The organism is Curtobacterium sp. NPDC090217 (assembly GCF_044746705.1).
Classification (GTDB): domain Bacteria; phylum Actinomycetota; class Actinomycetes; order Actinomycetales; family Microbacteriaceae; genus Curtobacterium.
In genome coordinates this window covers 635719-653671 of the sequence record NZ_JBIVCR010000001.1, presented here as the reverse complement: position 1 = coordinate 653671, position 17953 = coordinate 635719, and the positions used below count along the sequence as shown (strand labels likewise).

The following is a 17953-nucleotide window of genomic DNA, read 5'->3' as shown; positions in this document are numbered from 1 at the left end:
GAGTGCTCCTTGCCTGCGCGCGGAACACCCACGCACTGCACCGCCCAGTCTATCCCAGCAGCCCCTCTTTCGAGGGCGAAATCGGCCGTTTGACGGCCGATTTCGCGACCAGAGGATGATTTCGTCTGCTCAACCGTAGGTGTCGCGAGGACCGCGCCCCTGGACCGTCCTGGGGCCGCGTTTCCAGGTGGGGGCGTCCGGCCCGGAAACCCGGATCGATTCCACCCCCGCCTGCGGGTGCCGTTCCGCGATGGTCGTCGTGACGCTCGCGCGCATCAGTCGGAGCTGCGTCGCCCATGCCGTCGAGTCGCATCGGATGACGAGGGCGCCGTCCTCGATCGTCACCGGTCGGGAGTGCTTGGCGAGCTCATCGCCGACGACGCTCGGCCAGTCAGTGAAGAGCTCCGAGCGGGCGAGGGGCTCGGTCCAGCCGAGTTCGGCGGCGAGGGATCCGACGATGTCGCCGAGGCCCTTCGGTTCCCGGCCGCGGCCGTAGGGCACCGTGTCGGACTCGAACTCCTTCGCCCGCCGGCGGCGTGCGTCGATGCCGCGCTTGGACGGATCGCCGAAGACCTGCTTGAAGTGCATGTAGACCCGGCTGGGTTCGGTCGGCTTCCAGGGGCGAGGCATCAGTTGCCTGCTTCCGCCACGTCCGGCTCGGCCGGACTGGAGGCTCGGGTCGGGTCCGCCTCGTCGGTCACGATGGTGCCGTGCTCGATCCGGACCGTGTGCGCCGCCAGCTGCTGGGGCACGTCGCCGAACACCGCGGCGGTGATGAGGACCTGCTCGTAGTCTGCCACCGCGTTGCCGAGGCGTTCGCGTCGCGACTCGTCGAGCTCCGCGAACACGTCGTCGAGGATGATGATCGGGTCGCCGAGTGTCGACTCGGCGCGGAGGATCGATGCACTCGCGAGCTGGATCGCGAGGGCGAACGACCACGATTCCCCGTGGCTCGCGTATCCACGGGCCGGTAACCCGTTGAGCTGGAAGAGTACGTCGTCGCGATGCGGGCCGGCGAGCGTCAGACCCCGGTCGAGCTCGTCGCGGCGACGGCGTTCGAGCGCACCCCGGAACGCCTCCGCGGCGGCCGGCACGGTAACCGGCTCGTCCGGTGTCCCGAGCACCGGATCGGTCGCTGCTGCGTCTTCCGGATCACCGCCGCGGACCGACAGGACACCGGTGATCGACGCCTCGTGCCGCTCACCGGCGACGGTCGCGTAGGCCTCCGCCACGAACGGTGCGAGCCGGCGCGTGAGGTGGTCGCGCGCGGCGATGATCTCGGAGCCGAACGCCACGAGCCGCTCGTCCCAGACGTCGAGCGTCGCGAGCGATCCCGACTTCGCACCGGTCGCCCTGGCGGACTTCAGCAGGGTGTTCCGCTGCCGGAGCGTCCGGTCGTAGTCGGCGAGGACGCCCTGCATCCGCGGTGCGATCTGCACCAGGAGCTCGTCGAGCATGCGGCGTCGACCGGACGGTTCGCCGCGGACGAGTGCCAGGTCCTCCGGTGCGAAGAGGACGCTCGTGCAGTACCGCGGGAGCTCGCGGGGCTTGATCGGCGCCCGGTTGATCTGCGCCCGGTTCGACCCGGAGCGGTTGATCTGCACCTCGGCGAGGATGCTGCGTTCCTCGTGGGCGAGCCGTGCGCGGACGATCGCGGCGTCACAGCCCTGCCGGACGAGTGCCGCGTCGGTGGGGACGCGGTGCGAGCCGAGGGTGGAGAGGTAGGCGATGGACTCGACGAGGTTCGTCTTGCCCTGGCCGTTCCTCCCGACGAAGAGGTTCGGCCCGCGTGCGAGGTCGACGTCCGCCTCCCGGTAGTTCCGGAAGTCGGTCAGTTGGAGATGGTCGACGTGCACGCGGGCCGTTGCCGGGTTTCCCCGGGAAGTCCTAGGACTTCTTGACGGCGTGGCCGCCGAACTGGTTGCGGAGCGCCGCGACGGCCTTCATCGTCGGGGACTCGCTGCCCTGACGCGAGACGAAGCGCGCGAACATGGCCGCGGAGAGCGCGGGCATCGGGACCGCGAGCTCGATCGCCTCTTCGAGGGTCCAACGACCCTCACCCGAGTCGTCGACGTAGCCCTCGAGCTCGGCGAGCTTCGGGTCCTCGTTGATCGCGAGGACGAGCAGGTCGAGCAGCCAGGAGCGCACGACGGTGCCGCGCTGCCATCCGGCGAAGACGGCGGGGACATCGGTGATGATGTCCTTCGCCTCGAGGAGCTCGTAGCCCTCGCCGTAGGCCTGCATGATCGCGTACTCGATGCCGTTGTGGACCATCTTGGCGTAGTGCCCGGCGCCGACGGCACCGGCGTGCGAGAAGCCCTCTTCGCGCGGGCCCTCGGGGCGGAGCGCGTCGAAGACCGGCATCGCGAACTCGACGTCAGCGGCGTCGCCGCCGACCATCAGGCCGTAGCCGTTGTCCTTGCCCCAGACGCCACCGGAGACGCCGGCGTCCATGTAGCGGATGCCGTTCGCCGCGAGCTGCTCGGCGTGCTTGGTGTCGTCGAGCCACTTCGAGTTGCCGCCGTCGATGACGAGGTCGCCCTCGCCGAGGACCCCGGCGAGCTCGGTGATCACGTCGTCGGTGATCTTGCCGTGCGGGACCATGACCCAGACGAGCTTCTTGCCCTCGGGGAGCGCGGTTGCGAGTTCGGCGAGGCTGGCGACATCGGAGACGGCGGGGTTCGCGTCGTACCCGGTGACCTCGATGCCTGCGTTGCGGAGACGGGCACGCATGTTGTTGCCCATGCGACCGAGGCCGACAAGACCGATGTGCATGATTTCCTCTTCTGTTCGTCGTCGCGCTGATGCAGGGGTGGCGCGTCAGCGCAGTGTTCGGCTGTTGCGCTTACCGCAGCAGGAGATTGGGCTGCAGCAGGTACCGGTATCCGTCCGTCGCCGGTTCCTCGCGGGAGGACTGGCCGGTGATGAGCACCGGGCCCGGCTTGTTGGGGTTCTCCGTCTTGGTGAAGGAGATGCGGACGAACTCGGAGTGCACCGCGTTCAACCCGTCCAGGAGGAAGGCGGGCTTCAACGAGACCACCGTTTCCTCACCGGTCAGCAACGCATCGATCGACTCTGATGCCTGCGCTTGTTCGGAACCGATCGCCTCGAGCGTGAGCCCGTCGACCGTGAAGGAGAACCGGAGCGCTGCTTCGCGCTCCAGGACGAGGGAGACCCGTCGGACCGCTTCGACCAGCTCCGCCGTGTTGATCACGGCGTGGTCCTGGACGGTCTCGGGGAAGAGCCGGCGGACCGGCGGGTAGTTGCCCTTGATGAGCAGGGACGTCACCGTCTTGTCGTCGGCGTGGAACGCGATGAGCTCACGGTCCGAGGTGCCGCTGATCGAGACCGACACCGTCGACGCGGAGCCGAACGTGCGGCCCACTTCCTGCAGGGTGCGCGCAGGGACGAGCGCGTGCATCGGCTCCGTCGTTCCGGGAGCAGCACCGGCGCGGCCCGAGTCCCACTGGATGGTGCGGACCGCGACGCGGTAGCGGTCCGTGGCGATGAGGGAGAGGTCGTTGTCGCCGACCTCGAGCTGGACGCCGGTGATGACGGGGGTGACGTCGTCGCGGCTGGCGGCGACGGCGACCTGGGAGACGGCTTCCGAGAACGCGTCCCCCGGGATCACACCGGTCTGGGCGCCGACCTCGGGGAGGGTCGGGTACTCCTCCACCGGCATGCTCAGCAGCGTGAAGTGCGCGGATCCGCAGGTCACCGTGATCCGTGACTCGTCCGTGGAGAACGTGACGGGTGCGTTCGGCAGGCGGCTCGCGATGTCGTTGAGCAGGCGACCCGAGACGAGGACCGTGCCCGCGTCGTCGATCTGCGCCGAGATGGACGTCTGCGCCGAGACCTCGTAGTCGAACGACGAGAGCGTCAGTCGATCGCCCTCGGCGTGGATGAGGACACCCGACAGGATCGGGAGGGTCGTGCGCTGTGGGAGGAGCTTCACCGCGAATGAGACGGCTTCGGAGAAGACGTCCCGGTTGACCTCGAACTTCACAGCTGGGACCCCTGTCGATCGTTGGACTGTCCGGCCGCCCCATTGTGGCACAGCCCAGCGGGACCCGGATTTCTTGTCATCCCGCCGTCCACAAGGTTGGCCCAGGGATCCCGATCGTTAAGCAGGAATAAGAGTGTTAACGCCTGTGCACACTGTGGATAACTCTGTGCATGCCTGTCAGCGACAGGGAACTACAACCGTGTGACTTGTGGGTGGGGTGTGAGCGTTAACGGGATGAATGAATCTCATCTATCCACTTCCATCCCCAGTCTCCACAGATGCCCCATCCACTGTGAACAACCATCCGGCGTGTCATCCACAGTTATCCACAGGCTTTCCACACTGTGAGAACTCCGCCGCATGGAACCGTCTCAGATGGTGGACGTGCGCCGACGCCCGCCGATCTCAGGAAGCCGAGGCGGGCCTCCCGTCGGTGTGAACAGATGTTCCGGCGGTCGCGAGCGATGCGCTCAGCGGTACCGGCGGTCCTGCTTGATGCGCGTTGGTACTGCCTCGGTCAGCCGTTTCAGCGGTACCGGCGGTCCTGCTTGATGCGGCTGGTCAGCTCGGTGACCTGGTTGTAGATGGACCGGCGCTCCTTCATGAGCTCCGCGATCTTCTTGTTCGCGTACATGACCGTCGTGTGGTCCCGGTTGCCGAACAGCTGCCCGATCTTCGGCAGCGACAGGCTCGTCAGCTCCCGGCAGAGGTACATCGCGATCTGTCGTGCGGTGGCGATCGCCTGCGAGCGGGACGACCCGTAGAGGTCGTCGACCGAGAGCTTGAAGTACTCCGCGGTGTGGTTGATGATGTCCGTCGGCGCGATGACGTTGTCTTCGTCGAGCGTGATCAGGTCCTTCAGGACCGTCTGCACGAGCGCCATGTCGACGGCCGTCCGGTTCAGGCTCGCGAAGGCGGTGACGCGGATGAGCGTCCCCTCGAGCTCACGGATGTTGCTCGACACCTTCGACGCCATGAACTCGAGGATGTCGTCCGGCACCTGCAGGTGGTCGGACTGCGCCTTCTTGCGGAGGATCGCGATGCGGGTCTCGAGGTCCGGCGCCTGCACGTCGGTGATCAGGCCCCACTCGAACCGGCTGCGCATCCGGTCCTCGAAGCCGGTGAGGTGCTTCGGCGCGACGTCGGACGTGATGACGACCTGCTTGTTGTGGTCGTGCAGCGTGTTGAACGTGTGGAAGAAGGCTTCCTGCGTCGAGTCCTTGCCCTGGAGGAACTGGATGTCGTCGATCAGGAGGATGTCGATGTCGCGGTACCGCTGCTGGAACTGGTTCGAGCGGTTGTTCGCGATCGAGTTGATGAAGTCGTTGGTGAACTCCTCGCTCGACACGTACCGCACCCGGATCCCCGGGTAGAGGCTCTCGGCGTAGTGGCCGATCGCGTGCAGCAGGTGTGTCTTGCCGAGGCCGGAGTCGCCGTAGATGAAGAGCGGGTTGTAGGCCTTCGCCGGCGCTTCCGCCACGGCGACTGCGGCGGCGTGGGCGAACCGGTTCGAGGCGCCGATGACGAAGTTGTCGAAGTTGTACTTCGGGTTCAGCCGCGACTCGGGGCGACCGCTCGTTCCCGGTGCGTCGATCTGGCTCGGGACGAACGGCGCCTCGATGTACTGGCGGGGCGCCGCGCTCTGCTCGACGACCTGGTCGGCGGCGACCGGTTCGGCGTAGGTCGGCACGGTCGGCTCGACGCGGGGTTCCGAGGCCATGTCCGGGTTCACGGTGATCGCGAAGTTCGCCACGGTGTCGTCGCCGATGCGCGAGACCGCCTCGGTGATGGGGACCCGGATGCGCTGCTCGAGCATGCCGCGGGTGAGGTCGTTCGGGACCTCGAGGTAGAGGGTGCCGGCGAGGACGCCCTTCGGCTCGACGAGGTTGAGGAAGCCGTGCAGCTGCGGGGTGATCCGGTCGTCCTCCGCGAGGAGTCCGAGGACCGACGACCAGAGGTCCTCGACGGGGTCGGCCGGCATCGTCATGTCGCGCTCGTCTCCAGGGGTCTCGTGTGGTCGGTGCTGCGGACGTGCCAGGGCGCACGGGCGGGCGCGGCGGCGGTCGGTTCCCGGCGAGTCGTCCGTGGCTTCGGGTGGCTTCGTCGACGCCGTCGTGCCGCGGGCTTCCCACAGGGTTGTCCACAGTGTTGTCCACGATCGCCCTGGGCCGCGAGGTCGGAGTGCTCCCCCGTCGTACCGGGCCTGCGGGCGGATCGTTCCGACCACTGTAAAGGACCGAGGCGGGTCGCACCGAACGGAAGTTGTCCCCAATGTGGACAACGGGCTCCGTCCTGGCAGTCGTCCTGGACGGGGTGATCGGCGTTTGACCTCCTCGCCGCTGTCACGTACCGTTAACCAGTTGACTGCGGCCCCCTTGGTCGCGCCCACCTGCGTCAACCAACGTATTCGTGACGGCTCGCCTCGAGCAGCCGTGTGGAGAAGATCATGAGCAAGCGCACCTTCCAGCCGAACAACCGTCGCCGCGCCAAGAAGCACGGCTTCCGTCTCCGTATGCGCACCCGCGCCGGCCGCGCCATCCTGGCCGCACGCCGTGCCAAGGGCCGCACCGAGCTCAGCGCGTAAGACGAACCTGGTCGCAGCTGCACCCCGCGCCGCGTCGGTCGGACCCCGTGTCCGACCGGGCGGCGCTTCGGTGTGCTCAGCGATCGGTCGGTGACGTCGTGCTGGCCCGTGGGAACCGCATCGTCCGTGGGGACGACTACCGGAACACCGTGCGTCGTGGTCGCAGGAGCGCCACGGCGAACGTCGTCGTCTCGGTGGTCCGTCGCACGTCGGACACGTCGGCGCCCACACGGTTCGGCTTCATCGTCGCGAAGACGGTCGGGAACGCGGTGACCCGCAACCTCGTCCGCCGTCGGCTCAAGGCGATCGCGCACGAGCTGCTCGGGTCGGTGCCCGTCGGGCACGACGTGGTGGTGCGCGCACTGCCAGCCGCTGCGCAGGCCGGATGGCCTACCCTGCTCGAAGACGTCTCGCGATCGTTCGCGCGCGGTGTGGAGAAGGCAGCATGAACCGGACGCTCCTGATGCGGGCCCTGTGGGTGGCAGCGTTGCTCCCTCGCAACGCCTGCGTCGTCGTGCTCCGCGCCTACCGTGCCGTGATCTCCCCGCTCTACGGCAACGTCTGCCGGTACCACCCCTCGTGCTCCCGCTACGCGCTGGAGGCGATCCAGCAGTACGGCGTCGTCCGCGGGACCACGATGGGCGCGTGGCGGATCGGCCGGTGCAACCCCTGGGCCGCCGGCGGCATCGACGACGTCCCCGAGCGGCGCAAGCCCTTCATCGTGAACCGGTTCGGCTTCGTGCTCGCTCCGGTCCAGCAGCAATCGCAGTCCTCGGTCGGCATGGTCCGCCCGGTGCTGCTCCCCCAGCGCACTCGAAAGGCGTGACCGTCCTCATGGACCTCATCGGTACGATCCTCTGGCCGCTCAAGTGGGTGGTCTCCGCCATCCTGGTCGGCTTCCACTGGGTCTTCGAGTCCCTCGGCATGGACCCGGGCGCCGGCATCACCTGGGTGCTGTCGATCATCTTCCTGACCTTCGTGGTCCGCGCCGCGCTCATCCCGATCTTCGTGCGGCAGATCAAGTCGCAGCGCCGGATGCTCGAGGTCGCGCCGCAGCTCAAGAAGATCCAGGACAAGTACAAGGGCAAGAAAGACCAGTTCTCGCGTGAGGCTATGAGCCGCGAGACCATGGCGCTCTACAAGGAGACCGGGACGAACCCGCTGAGCTCCTGCCTGCCCCTGCTGCTGCAGATGCCGATCTTCTTCTCGCTGTACTCCGTGCTGCACGAAGCGCAGATCAACAAGACGGGCATCGGCCTGCTGACGAACGACCTCGCCGCGTCGTTCGGCAACGCCTCGCTCTTCGGTGCTCCGCTGCACGAGACCTTCACGAACGCGTCCGGCTGGGAAGTCCGGGTCATCGCGGGCTTCATGATCGTCGTGATGACGGCATCGCAGTTCGTCACGCAGCTGCAGCTCGTCGCGAAGAACATGTCCCCGGAGACCAAGGAGTCTCCGATGTACCGCCAGCAGAAGATGATGCTGTACGTGCTCCCCCTGATCTTCGTGATCTCGGGTCTCTCGTTCCCCCTCGGCGTCATGTTCTACTGGCTCGCCTCCAACATCTGGACGATGGCGCAGCAGTACTTCGTCATCCGCAGCATGCCGACGCCCGGCTCCGAGGCGGCCCTCGCCCGTGAAGCCCGCCTGGCGAAGAAGGCCCAGCGTCGCGGGACCCCCGCAGGCGTCCTGGCCGAGGCCGGTGCCGGCGCGGGTGCGGCGGAGATCGAGGCCGTGCGCGTCACGACCCAGCGTCAGCAGCCGGTCGGCAAGCAGCGCTCGAAGAAGAACGGGAAGAAGTAAGTGACCGAGCAGGACATCGCCGCCACCGTCGAGCCCACCGAGGTCGACGACGACACCCGCGACGAGGCGGACATCGCCGCCGACTACATCGAGGAACTCCTCGACATCTGCGACCTCGACGGTGACATCGAGATCGAGGAGCGCGCTGGGCGCGTCTACCTCTCGGTGACCGACGAGGGCAACGCGCTGCGCGTCCTCGCGAAGCCGGACACGGTGTCGGCGCTCCAGGAGCTCACGCGCATCGCCGTGCAGGCGGAGACCGGCGAGTTCAGCCGTCTCATCCTCGACGTCGGCGGTTCGCGTGACGCCCGCGCGTCGGAGCTCCAGCGACTCGTCGACACCGCGGTCGAGCGCATCGAAGCCGGCTCGGCATCCGCTGCACTCCCCCCGATGTCGTCCTACGAGCGCAAGCTCGTCCACGACCTCGTCGCCGAGAAGGGCTTCCGTTCGGAGTCCGAGGGCGAGGGCCGCGACCGTCACACGGTCATCACCCGATGACGGACGCCCCGGTCCTCGAAGCAGAACCGGCGGGCGCCGCGACGCTGTTCGGTGACCGGCTCGAGGCGGCTCGGTCGTTCACGAACGAGCTCGCCCGGCGGGGCGAGGAGCTGGGCCTCATCGGCCCGCTGGAGCTCCCACGGCTGTGGACGCGACACATCCTCAACTCTGCCTTGTTGGCACCGCTCCTGGAGGCTGATGGTCGCGTTGGCGACGTCGGCTCCGGTGCCGGGTTGCCGGGTCTCGTGCTCGCGATCGCCCGTCCTGACGTGTCCATGACGCTCATCGAACCGATGGAGCGTCGGGTGGACTGGTTGCAGTCCGAGGCAGATCGGCTCGGCCTCGACAACGTGACGGTGCTGCGCGCGCGTGCAGAGGACGTGTCGGACGACCTGGTGCTCGACCAGGTCACGGCGCGTGCCGTCAGCGCTCTCTCGAAGCTGATCCCGATCACGGTGCCGCTCGTCCGGTCCGGTGGGCAGCTGATCCTGATGAAGGGCGCGCGGGTCGATGACGAGGTAATCGCGGCACGCAAGGTCATCCTGCGGAAACGTCTCTCGGATGTCGAGGTACTCGAACTCGGAGTCGGTGTGGTCGAGGAGACCACGCGGGTGTTCCGGGCTACAGTTGACTGACGCCGTGCGGCGCTGAGATCGTTCGTGGATCGGGCGCAGCGCCCCGCGTTCCACGTGAAACATCGAACCGGGGAAGAGGCACTCGTTGAGTTCATCGACCGACTACGACGCGTCGACGCCGCTCGCGCGTGAGATCGCTGATCTGAACCGGCGCCGGCGAGCCATCGCCACAGAGCAGTTCCCGCTGCCGGACAAGACCCGCATCATGACGGTCTCGAACCAGAAGGGCGGCGTCGGGAAGACCACGACGACCGTGAATTTGGCGGCCGCCCTGGCTCACGGTGGTGCGCGAGTGCTCGTGATCGACCTCGATCCGCAGGGCAATGCATCGACGGCGCTCGGTGTGAACCACCAGGCGGAGGTCGCGAGCATCTACGACGTGATCGTCGACGAGGCTCCCATCGCGGACACGGTGCAGCGCTCCCCCGAGTCCGAGACGCTCTGGTGTGTCCCCGCGACGATTCACCTGGCCGGTGCGGAGATCGAGCTCGTGTCGCTCGTGGCGCGCGAGCAGCGGCTCCGGACAGCCCTCGATCAGTACCTCTCGTCGCTGGACGAGCCGTACCACTACGTCTTCATCGACTGCCCGCCGTCCCTCGGCCTGCTGACGATCAACGCGTTCGTCGCGGCGCAAGAGGTCTTGATCCCCATCCAGTGCGAGTACTACGCGCTCGAAGGGCTGAGCCAGTTGCTCCGGAACATCGAGCTCATCGAGCGTCACCTGAACCCGAACTTGCGGGTGTCGACGATCCTGCTCACGATGTACGACAGCCGCACGAACCTCGCGAACCAGGTGGCCGCGGACGTTCGCGAGCACTTCGGCGACCAGGTGCTCAAGGCGATGATCCCCCGGTCAGTACGCGTGAGCGAGGCGCCGAGCTACGGTCAGAGCGTCGTGGCGTACGACGTCAACTCCACTGGTTCGCTCTCCTACCTGGAGGCGGCCGCCGAGATCGCAGCACGAGGAGCGAAGCACTGATGGCACCCAAGCGGACCGGACTGGGCCGGGGAATCGGCGCACTCATCCCCACGGCGGCTGACCAGCAGGAACGCCCGGTCGACGTCTTCTTCCCGACCGGTGGATCGCCCTCGTCGGCGCCGGCCGTCGACGGTGGCACTGCGGAGGATCTCGTCGCGGTCCCCGGTGCTCGTCTTGCGAACCTCAACCCGCTCGACATCGTTCCGAACGCGCAGCAGCCCCGTCTGGAGTTCCGCGAAGAGGAACTCCAGGAGCTCGTGCACTCCATCCGCGAGATCGGCGTGCTGCAGCCCATCGTGGTCCGACCACTCGCAGGCGCCACCGGGACGCAGCCGCAGTACGAGCTGATCATGGGCGAGCGCCGGCTGCGTGCGACGAAGGAGCTCGGTCTCGCGACGATCCCGGCGATCGTCAAGGACACCCCGGACGACGCGATGCTCCGGGACGCGCTGCTCGAGAACCTCCACCGCGCGAACCTCAACCCGCTCGAAGAGGCGTCCGCCTACCAGCAGCTCCTCGCGGACTTCGGGATCACGCAGGAGCAACTCGCGCAGCGCATCGGTCGATCGCGCCCGCAGATCACGAACACGATCCGTCTGCTTCGGCTCCCCTCCCCCGTGCAGCGCCGTGTCGCGGCTGGCGTGCTGTCCGCCGGACACGCTCGAGCGATCTTGGCGGCGCCGGATGCCGAGGCGATGGAGTACCTCGCCGAGAAGATCGTGAACGAGGACCTCTCCGTTCGCCAGGCTGAGGCCGCGGCGCAGCAACTGGCGCAGGGCAACCCGAAGAAGACGCCGACGCAGCCGAGCAAGCGGGACGCGCACTTCGCGGACGTCGCCGAGCGCCTGGGTGATCGCTTGAACACCCGCGTCCGGATCGCCGTCGGCGCCCGTAAGGGTCGCGTGACGATCGACTTCGCCAACGCCGCGGACCTGAACCGCATCCTCGGCGAGCTGGGTGCTGAGGACGTCAACGGCTGACGGGCACGCTCGATGGGAGCATGTTCCACGTGGAACGGAGCACCCACAGGGATCGGGGAGCTGTGCTGAACGGCCTTGTGTGGCCGTCTGCGCGCCCAACGGAGGGCTTTTCGTGTGACGGGCCTATAAGGCGCCTGCAGTGGCGGAGCGCGCCTTGAGCCACGCCGCCGTCCCTGTTCGCTGTGGGCGTTCCACGTGGAACATCGAGGTCGGCGTCGATCGGCCAAGCTGGACCTGCAGCCGACGGGAGGAGACGCCGATGTCCGACACTGATTCCACCGAGCCCCTGTGGCGACACGTGGTGGGTGCACGACTCCGCGACCTCCGGCGTGATCGAGCCGCCACCATCAACGACGTCGCCCGGCGCGCGGGAGTGTCACCGCAATACCTGTCGGAGATAGAACGCGGACGCAAGGAGCCGTCGAGCGAGATGATCGCCGCGGTGGCTGGTGCGCTGGACACCTCGCTCCTCGACCTCACCAGTGCTGTCGCCGAAGGACTCAGAGCGCGCGTGAACAACGACTCCAGCGCCGGCGCGCAGGTCCGGACGGAGTTCGCGCTGGCGGCCTGACCTCAGCGCGCCGCGAGGACGTGGTCGATCAGTCCGTACTCACGGGCCTGGATGGCCGAGAACACGCGGTCGTGATCCGTGTCGGCGCGGAGGCGTGCGGCCGTCTGCCCGGAGTGCTCCGCCACGATCCCTTCCATGTCGCTCCGGATGCGCACGAGCTCGTCTGCCTGCAGGATGAGGTCCGGGATCGTCCCCCGCCCCTGTGACGCCGGCTGATGGAGGACTACTCGGGCATGTGGCAAGGCCGCACGCTTGCCTGCAGCGCCGGCAGCGAGGAGCGCAGCTCCGACCCCCACGGCTTGGCCGACGCACGTCGTCGCGACGTCCGGCTTGATGAAGCGCATCGTTTCGTAGATGCCGAGCATCGCGCTGGGGTCTCCCCCGTCGCAGTTGACGTAGAGCTGGACGTCCGCGTCCGGGTTGTCGGACTCCAGGTACAGCAGCTGCGCGATGAGGGTGTTCGCGACCCCGGCGTCGATCGCGGTACCGAGGTAGACGATGCGCTCGGTGAGCAGGTGGGAGTAGACATCCATGATGCGTTCGCCGCGCGCATCACGGGCGACGACGTTGGGGATCGTGTAGCTGCTCATCGCGCCACCTCCAGTCCCACACCGTCGACGCCGCTACCGACGAAGCCCGTCCGCGATCGTCCGGCCCGCGGCGTGGGAACGATGTCCTCGGCGCTCGTGAGGATGACGTCGACGAACCCGTAGTCCAGTGCTTCCTGGGCGGAGTACCAGTGGTCGTGGAGCGAGTCCTCGAAGACGCGCTCGAGTGGCTGCCCGGTGTCGCTCGCGATGAGTCCGAGCACGGTGTCGCGGGTGGAACGCAGGGCGTCTGCTTGCAGCTCGATGTCCACGGCCGAGCCGCCGATGCCCGCTGACCCCTGGTGCATCAGGACGCGGGAGTGTCGAAAGGCGCGGCGCTTCCCCGGCGTCCCGGCGGAGAGCAGGAACTGTCCGGCACTGCACGCCATGCCGAGGACGAGCGTGCTCACGTCGTTCGGGATTGCCCGCATGAGGTCGCGGATCGCGAGCATGGCGGGAACGGAGCCGCCGGGCGAATGGATCCAGAGCTGGATGTCTGTGTTGGGGTCGTCAGCGCTCAGCGTGAGCAACTGCGTCATGAGGAGCGTGCCGTTGTCGTCGTCGAGTGCCCCGTCGAGCACGAGGACCCGTCGCTCGAGCAGTTCTCGACGTGCATGCGTGTCGAACATCGGGATGGAGGGTGAATCAGCCATGTGCTCAGCGTCTCCCCGTGCGGGACCGCGCGCACGGCATGCTGCTGAGAGCAGCGCTGCCGACAGCAGCGCGAGTGTTCCACGTGGAACACTCGGCGGTCCGTCAGCGCAGCGCGCGCAGCTTCAGGAGCCCCACCACGGCGAACAACGGCTTCACGTGGGACATCTCCCCGAAGCGGTGTTCCCGGCCGCGCACGAGGCGCGCAGCGAGGTCGGGGCGCTGACGCCGCAGGTACTCGCGCGCCTTCTCGGCGTGCAGCGCGTTCGACGCGAAGACGATCCAGTCCGCGGACTCGAGATCGGGGATCACATTGCGGACGTTCTCCCAGGTGCTGGTACTCGCCGTCTCCTCGATCAACGGGCCGTCCCAGCCGAGCTCGGAGCGGATGTACCGGGCGAGGAGGGTCCCTTCGGCAACGGATCCACGGACCGATCCCCCACTGGTGATGATCGTCGAGGTTCCCGGTACGGCCGACCGAACGGCCATCCGAGCGCGCCATCGGTTGATGCTGTTCGCGGTGGGCCCCGGGTCTGCGAACCCGAGCACCACGACGACGCCGTGGCCGTTCCGCTCGATCCGGGCGGTGCCGAGACGACGAGTGGACGCACGGGCGTGCACCCACTCGGACCAGACGACTGCCCCGAGCGCGGCGCCGATCACCGCGGCCGCGATGGACGTTCCACGTGGAACGCGCATGCGCAGACCGCTCGCCCGGGGCATTCGCGATTACGAATTGTGGTCGCGCATCGCCTGCTCGGCGAGTTCGGCGTAGGTCCACCCGAGGTCGAACCCCGACGCGGACAGTGCCTGCGGCACCAGGGAAGTCTCGGTGAGACCCGGGAGCACGTTCGCCTCCAGGAACCAGGGAGTCCCCGCGCCGTCGATGATCAGGTCGACGCGGGAGATGTGCCGGAGACCGAGCGCACCGTGGGCAGCGACGGCCGCCGACGCTGCTGCCGCCGCGTGCTCGTCCGAGAGACGGGCCGGGGTGTAGAACGTCGTCTCCCCTGCGTTGTAGCGCGCCTCGAAGCCGTAGAAGCCGTTCCTGGGCACGATCTCGACCGGAGCCAGGGCGACGGGACCGTCGCCCGTGTCGATGATCCCCACGGCCACCTCGGTGCCACGGATGAGCTGCTCCACGACGACGTCGTCGCAGTACGTGTACGCGGTCACCATCGCTCGCGGGAGGTCGTTCGTGTCCTCGACGAGCGTGACGCCCTGCGCGCTCCCGCCCCGTGCCGGCTTCACCGCGAGCGGGACCGGATGCTCTGCCGCGATGCTCTCGAGGACCCCGACAGCACCGAGCTCGCGGAAGACGTCGTGGGACAGCGTCACCGAGCGCGGGGTGTGCACGCCGGTCCTGGCGACCAACGCGGACGCCGTGGGCTTGTCCCATGCCAGCCGGGCCGACGTGGAACGTGAGCCGACGAACGGAATGTCCAGGGCCTCCAGGATGCCGCGGAGCGCACCGTCCTCGCCGGACGCGCCGTGCAGGGCCGGCCACACGACGTCCGGGCGGGATTCGGTGAGGGCCGGCAGCAGGGACGCGTCAGCGTCCCGGAGGTCGACCTGCCAGCCGTACCCCGTCAGCGAGTCAGCGACCCGACGGCCCGACCGCAGGGAGACATCACGCTCGTGCGAGATGCCCCCAGCGACGACGACGACGTGGCGACGGGTGAGCTCGGCCATGCGAGGGGACCTCCGGGTACTGCGTGAAGCGCGTGAAAAGTGCTGATCAGGAGATGTTGGGCGGCGGAGCGCTCACCGAGGAGCCCTGACGCACCACGGTGTTCGGACGCGTCGCGGGCCCGAACGTCTCGATGAGTTCGAGCTCGTCGTTGACGACGTTCGCGAGCCGCTTCACGCCGACGCGGATCTGCTCGGCTGTCGGGTAGCAGAACGACAGACGGATGTGCTGCTGACCCCGACCGTCCGCGTAGAACGCGGTACCGGGCGTGTAGGCCACGAGCTCCTTGACGGCACGCGGCAGCATCGCCTTGGAGTCGAGCGATTCCGGCAGGGTCAGCCAGACGAAGAACCCACCGTTCGGCTTCGTCCACGTCAGGTCCGGGAGGAACTCCCCCAGCGCGGAGAACATCGCGTCGCGGCGCTCCGTGTAGATGCCGCGGAAGGTGTCGACCTGGCCCTTCCAGTCGGCTGCGTCGAGGTAGGCGTTCACGACGTACTGGCCGAAGGAGTTCGGCGCGAGGACCGCTGATTCGTTGGCGAGGACGAGCTTCTCGCGGATCGCGTGCGGCGCGAGGGCCCAGCCGACGCGGAAGCCGGGTGCGAGCGTCTTCGAGAACGACCCGAGGTACACCACGCCCTCGTCGTCGATCGACCGGATCGCCTGCGGCGCGGGCTCGTCGAACCAGAGGAGTCCGTACGGGTTGTCCTCGAGGACCAGGATGTTGTTCGAGCGGCAGATGTCGAGCACCTCGATGCGGCGCTCGCGGCTCATGGTGACGCCGGCGGGGTTGTGGAAGTTCGGGATCGTGTACAGGAACTTCATCCGCTTGCCCGCTGCACGGAGGTTCGCGATCGTCTCGCGGAGCGCCTCCGGTACGAGACCGTGCTCGTCCGTCGCCACGTGGACCGTCTCGGCCTGGTAGGAGCGGAACACGCCGATCGCGCCGACGTACGACGGGGACTCGGCGAGGACGACGTCGCCCGGGTCGATGAACAACCGCGTGACGAGGTCGAGCGCGTGCTGCGAGCCGGTCGTCACCACGACGTCCTCGGCGCTCGCGCGGATGCCCTCGAGCGACATGATGTCCACGATGTGCTCGCGCAGGGAGCGCAGGCCCTGTCCACCGCCGTACTGCAGGGCCATGGCGGCGTCCTCGGCCATCACGCGGTCCAGGGAGCCCGTGACGAGCTCACGCGGGAGCGCGGAGACGAACGGCATGCCGCCGGCGAGCGAGACCACCTCGGGCCTCGACGCGACGGCGAACAGCGCTCGTACCTCGGATGCGCTCAGCCCGGCGGTGCGCTGGGCGTAGGAGTCGTACCAGGGGTCGAGACTGTTGCCGTTCGTCATCGAGTTCTCCGTTCACTCGGCATTCCAGCCACAGTACGACATGCAACCGGGAAAGCCGGGGTCCCGGGCGCAGGCCGATCGGAGTCCCGTGGCTCTTCCGGGGCAAAGCGAACGCCCCGCCCTCCGATGGAATGGAGGACGGGGCGTTCGGGTCTGTGTGCGGGTGCCTACGCGAGGAACTCCGCGAGGTCCGCCTCGAGCGCCGGCTTCGGCTTGGCGCCGATGACGGTCTTCACGACCTCGCCGCCCTTGAACACCTTCATCGCCGGGATCGACGTGATCTGGTAGTTCATGGCCGACTGGGGGTTGTCGTCGACGTTGAGCTTGACGATCTCGATCTTGCCGGCGTGCTCCTCGGCGATCTGGTCGAGGATCGGCGAGACGGCGCGGCACGGGCCACACCACTCGGCCCAGAAGTCGACGAGGATCGTCTTGTCGGACTTGAGGACCTCGTCCGAGAAGGTGGCGTCGGTGACTGCCTTGGCGTTGGACATGTGTACTCCTTCGGAGTGGTCGGTCAGTGAGGTGAACGGCGGAGACCGCCGTGCAATTCCCTAGGCGGAGACGGTCACGGGCTCGACCGGGGTCTCACCCTCGGCCTGGTCCGTCAACGAGTCCCCGAGGTCGGCGAGGTACTTCTCGGCGTCGAGCGCTGCGACGGCACCCGAGCCGGCAGCGGTGATGGCCTGCCGGTAGGTGTGGTCGAGCACGTCGCCGGCCACGAACACCCCGGGGACGCCCACGGCCTTCGAGGTGCGACCCTCGACGGCGATGGTGCCCTCCGGCGCCAGTTCGAGCTGCTTGTGGACGAGGTGCACGCGCGGGTCGTTGCCGATCGCGATGAACAGGCCGTCGAGCGCGAGCTCGCTCTCGGTGCCGTCGACGGTGTCCTTCAGCGTGACGCCCTCGACCGAGGAGGCACCGGTGATCCCGACGACCTCCTTGTTCCACGCGAACTCGATCTTCGGGTCGTTCATCGCGCGGTCCTGCATGATCTTCGACGCGCGCAGGGTGTCCTTGCGGTGGATGACCGTGACCTTGTCGGCGAAGCGCGTCAGGAACGTCGCTTCTTCCATCGCGGAGTCGCCACCGCCGACGACGGCGATGTTCTTCTGTCGGAAGAAGAAGCCGTCGCAGGTCGCGCACCACGAGACACCGTGACCGGACAGACGCTCCTCGTCGGCGAGGCCGAGCTGACGGTACGCCGAGCCGGTCGCGTAGATGACCGCGAGGGCCTCGTACGTCTCGCCGGAGCCGACGGTGACCTTCTTGACGTCGCCCGTGAGCTCGACGGAGACGGCGTCGTCGTACAGGACCTCTGCGCCGAACTTCTCGGCCTGTTCCTGCATCTTGATCATGAGGTCGGGACCCTGGATGCCCTCGGGGAAGCCCGGGAAGTTCTCGACCTCGGTCGTCTTCGTGAGCTCCCCGCCCGTCTCGACGCTCGAGGCGACGATGAGTGGCTTGAGCTGGGCGCGCGCGGCGTAGATGCCGGCGGTGAACCCGGCCGGGCCGGAACCGATGATGATGAGCTGGCGCATGCCTGAATGCCCTTCCGTTGCGTCTGACCGGGTCAACACATGGTACCGGCGCGGCATTCCGCAGCACCCGGGAAC

At 67.9% G+C, this 17953-nt stretch carries 21 protein-coding genes; 9 read left to right on the top strand and 12 right to left on the bottom strand.

Annotated elements, in window-relative coordinates; genetic code table 11:
* Window positions 1–129: 129 nt before the first annotated feature.
* From ACIPJ2_RS03340 to dnaA, 5 genes are all read right to left on the bottom strand, one after another.
* Entirely contained in the window at window positions 130–630 is a 501-nt protein-coding gene (locus ACIPJ2_RS03340) for a DUF721 domain-containing protein (RefSeq protein WP_281266304.1), read from the bottom strand.
* Window positions 630–1856: a DNA replication/repair protein RecF gene (gene recF, locus ACIPJ2_RS03335; RefSeq protein WP_402727552.1), complete on the bottom strand. Its 1227-nt coding sequence runs from the start codon at window positions 1854–1856 to the stop codon at window positions 630–632. Before recF ends, ACIPJ2_RS03340 begins: the two co-directional genes overlap by 1 nt.
* A 31-nt stretch (window positions 1857–1887) precedes the next feature.
* A complete protein-coding gene (gene gnd / locus ACIPJ2_RS03330) occupies window positions 1888–2775 on the bottom strand; it encodes a phosphogluconate dehydrogenase (NAD(+)-dependent, decarboxylating) (RefSeq protein WP_402727551.1) in 888 nt (295 codons plus the stop codon).
* A gap of 70 nt (window positions 2776–2845) precedes the next feature.
* Window positions 2846–4006 carry a DNA polymerase III subunit beta gene (gene dnaN / locus ACIPJ2_RS03325; protein WP_402727550.1) on the bottom strand — a complete coding sequence of 387 codons (1161 nt, stop codon included), beginning with the start codon at window positions 4004–4006 and terminating at the stop codon, window positions 2846–2848.
* Between the two features lie 526 nt (window positions 4007–4532).
* Window positions 4533–5993, bottom strand: a complete 1461-nt coding sequence (gene dnaA, locus ACIPJ2_RS03320) for a chromosomal replication initiator protein DnaA (RefSeq protein WP_402727549.1) — start codon at window positions 5991–5993, stop codon at window positions 4533–4535.
* Between the two features lie 459 nt (window positions 5994–6452).
* Between dnaA and rpmH the strand changes: the two genes are divergently transcribed.
* The 9 genes from rpmH to ACIPJ2_RS03275 all read left to right on the top strand — a co-directional run bounded on the left by rpmH (window position 6453) and on the right by ACIPJ2_RS03275 (window position 12056).
* A complete protein-coding gene (rpmH, locus tag ACIPJ2_RS03315; protein WP_071299798.1) occupies window positions 6453–6590 on the top strand; it encodes a 50S ribosomal protein L34 in 138 nt (45 codons plus the stop codon).
* Between the two features lie 98 nt (window positions 6591–6688).
* Window positions 6689–7039: a ribonuclease P protein component gene (gene rnpA / locus ACIPJ2_RS03310; protein WP_281266300.1), complete on the top strand. Its 351-nt coding sequence runs from the start codon at window positions 6689–6691 to the stop codon at window positions 7037–7039.
* Window positions 7036–7416: a membrane protein insertion efficiency factor YidD gene (gene yidD, locus ACIPJ2_RS03305; protein ID WP_402727548.1), complete on the top strand. Its 381-nt coding sequence runs from the start codon at window positions 7036–7038 to the stop codon at window positions 7414–7416. Before rnpA ends, yidD begins: the two co-directional genes overlap by 4 nt.
* Window positions 7417–7424: 8 nt before the next feature.
* Window positions 7425–8393, top strand: coding sequence for a membrane protein insertase YidC (gene yidC, locus ACIPJ2_RS03300; RefSeq protein WP_402728309.1), 969 nt, complete (start codon window positions 7425–7427; stop codon window positions 8391–8393).
* Entirely contained in the window at window positions 8394–8891 is a 498-nt protein-coding gene (locus ACIPJ2_RS03295; RefSeq protein WP_402727547.1) for a protein jag, read from the top strand.
* Entirely contained in the window at window positions 8888–9526 is a 639-nt protein-coding gene (rsmG, locus tag ACIPJ2_RS03290) for a 16S rRNA (guanine(527)-N(7))-methyltransferase RsmG (protein WP_402727546.1), read from the top strand. Before ACIPJ2_RS03295 ends, rsmG begins: the two co-directional genes overlap by 4 nt.
* 85 nt (window positions 9527–9611) lie before the next feature.
* A complete protein-coding gene (locus tag ACIPJ2_RS03285; RefSeq protein ID WP_281266297.1) occupies window positions 9612–10505 on the top strand; it encodes a ParA family protein in 894 nt (297 codons plus the stop codon).
* Complete coding sequence (locus tag ACIPJ2_RS03280; RefSeq protein ID WP_402727545.1) at window positions 10505–11485, top strand: ParB/RepB/Spo0J family partition protein; 981 nt, start codon at window positions 10505–10507, stop codon at window positions 11483–11485. Before ACIPJ2_RS03285 ends, ACIPJ2_RS03280 begins: the two co-directional genes overlap by 1 nt.
* Window positions 11486–11744: 259 nt before the next feature.
* Window positions 11745–12056, top strand: coding sequence for a helix-turn-helix domain-containing protein (locus ACIPJ2_RS03275; RefSeq protein ID WP_402727544.1), 312 nt, complete (start codon window positions 11745–11747; stop codon window positions 12054–12056).
* Window positions 12057–12058: 2 nt separating this feature from the next.
* Here ACIPJ2_RS03275 and ACIPJ2_RS03270 read toward each other — a convergent pair whose 3' ends face one another.
* The 7 genes from ACIPJ2_RS03270 to trxB all read right to left on the bottom strand — a co-directional run bounded on the left by ACIPJ2_RS03270 (window position 12059) and on the right by trxB (window position 17878).
* Entirely contained in the window at window positions 12059–12646 is a 588-nt protein-coding gene (locus tag ACIPJ2_RS03270) for a ClpP family protease (RefSeq protein WP_402727543.1), read from the bottom strand.
* Window positions 12643–13296: a ClpP family protease gene (locus ACIPJ2_RS03265; RefSeq protein WP_402727542.1), complete on the bottom strand. Its 654-nt coding sequence runs from the start codon at window positions 13294–13296 to the stop codon at window positions 12643–12645. The genes ACIPJ2_RS03270 and ACIPJ2_RS03265 overlap by 4 nt, the downstream gene beginning before the upstream one ends.
* Before the next feature lie 103 nt (window positions 13297–13399).
* Entirely contained in the window at window positions 13400–13993 is a 594-nt protein-coding gene (locus ACIPJ2_RS03260) for a YdcF family protein (protein ID WP_402727541.1), read from the bottom strand.
* Between the two features lie 30 nt (window positions 13994–14023).
* The gene (locus ACIPJ2_RS03255; protein WP_402727540.1) at window positions 14024–14986 is read right to left on the bottom strand and encodes a D-alanine--D-alanine ligase; all 963 of its coding nucleotides are present in this window, start codon (window positions 14984–14986) and stop codon (window positions 14024–14026) included.
* A 46-nt stretch (window positions 14987–15032) separates the two neighbouring features.
* Entirely contained in the window at window positions 15033–16337 is a 1305-nt protein-coding gene (locus ACIPJ2_RS03250; protein WP_281266291.1) for a PLP-dependent aminotransferase family protein, read from the bottom strand.
* A 167-nt stretch (window positions 16338–16504) separates the two neighbouring features.
* A complete protein-coding gene (gene trxA / locus ACIPJ2_RS03245) occupies window positions 16505–16831 on the bottom strand; it encodes a thioredoxin (protein ID WP_017887828.1) in 327 nt (108 codons plus the stop codon).
* Between the two features lie 60 nt (window positions 16832–16891).
* Window positions 16892–17878 carry a thioredoxin-disulfide reductase gene (trxB, locus tag ACIPJ2_RS03240; RefSeq protein ID WP_402727539.1) on the bottom strand — a complete coding sequence of 329 codons (987 nt, stop codon included), beginning with the start codon at window positions 17876–17878 and terminating at the stop codon, window positions 16892–16894.
* Window positions 17879–17953 lie beyond the last annotated feature (75 nt).

Excerpts from the sequence above, each read along its gene's own strand:
- ACIPJ2_RS03340 (WP_281266304.1), bottom strand. The coding sequence starts at position 630 with ATGCCTCGCCCCTGGAAGCCGACCGAACCCAGCCGGGTCTACATGCAC.
- gnd (WP_402727551.1), bottom strand. The coding sequence starts at position 2,775 with ATGCACATCGGTCTTGTCGGCCTCGGTCGCATGGGCAACAACATGCGT.
- dnaA (WP_402727549.1), bottom strand. The coding sequence starts at position 5,993 with ATGACGATGCCGGCCGACCCCGTCGAGGACCTCTGGTCGTCGGTCCTC.
- rpmH (WP_071299798.1), top strand. The coding sequence starts at position 6,453 with ATGAGCAAGCGCACCTTCCAGCCGAACAACCGTCGCCGCGCCAAGAAG.
- yidD (WP_402727548.1), top strand. The coding sequence starts at position 7,036 with ATGAACCGGACGCTCCTGATGCGGGCCCTGTGGGTGGCAGCGTTGCTC.
- yidC (WP_402728309.1), top strand. The coding sequence starts at position 7,425 with ATGGACCTCATCGGTACGATCCTCTGGCCGCTCAAGTGGGTGGTCTCC.
- rsmG (WP_402727546.1), top strand. The coding sequence starts at position 8,888 with ATGACGGACGCCCCGGTCCTCGAAGCAGAACCGGCGGGCGCCGCGACG.
- ACIPJ2_RS03280 (WP_402727545.1), top strand. The coding sequence starts at position 10,505 with ATGGCACCCAAGCGGACCGGACTGGGCCGGGGAATCGGCGCACTCATC.
- ACIPJ2_RS03275 (WP_402727544.1), top strand. The coding sequence starts at position 11,745 with ATGTCCGACACTGATTCCACCGAGCCCCTGTGGCGACACGTGGTGGGT.
- ACIPJ2_RS03270 (WP_402727543.1), bottom strand. The coding sequence starts at position 12,646 with ATGAGCAGCTACACGATCCCCAACGTCGTCGCCCGTGATGCGCGCGGC.
- ACIPJ2_RS03265 (WP_402727542.1), bottom strand. The coding sequence starts at position 13,296 with ATGGCTGATTCACCCTCCATCCCGATGTTCGACACGCATGCACGTCGA.
- ACIPJ2_RS03260 (WP_402727541.1), bottom strand. The coding sequence starts at position 13,993 with ATGCGCGTTCCACGTGGAACGTCCATCGCGGCCGCGGTGATCGGCGCC.
- ACIPJ2_RS03255 (WP_402727540.1), bottom strand. The coding sequence starts at position 14,986 with ATGGCCGAGCTCACCCGTCGCCACGTCGTCGTCGTCGCTGGGGGCATC.
- ACIPJ2_RS03250 (WP_281266291.1), bottom strand. The coding sequence starts at position 16,337 with ATGACGAACGGCAACAGTCTCGACCCCTGGTACGACTCCTACGCCCAG.
- trxA (WP_017887828.1), bottom strand. The coding sequence starts at position 16,831 with ATGTCCAACGCCAAGGCAGTCACCGACGCCACCTTCTCGGACGAGGTC.
- trxB (WP_402727539.1), bottom strand. The coding sequence starts at position 17,878 with ATGCGCCAGCTCATCATCATCGGTTCCGGCCCGGCCGGGTTCACCGCC.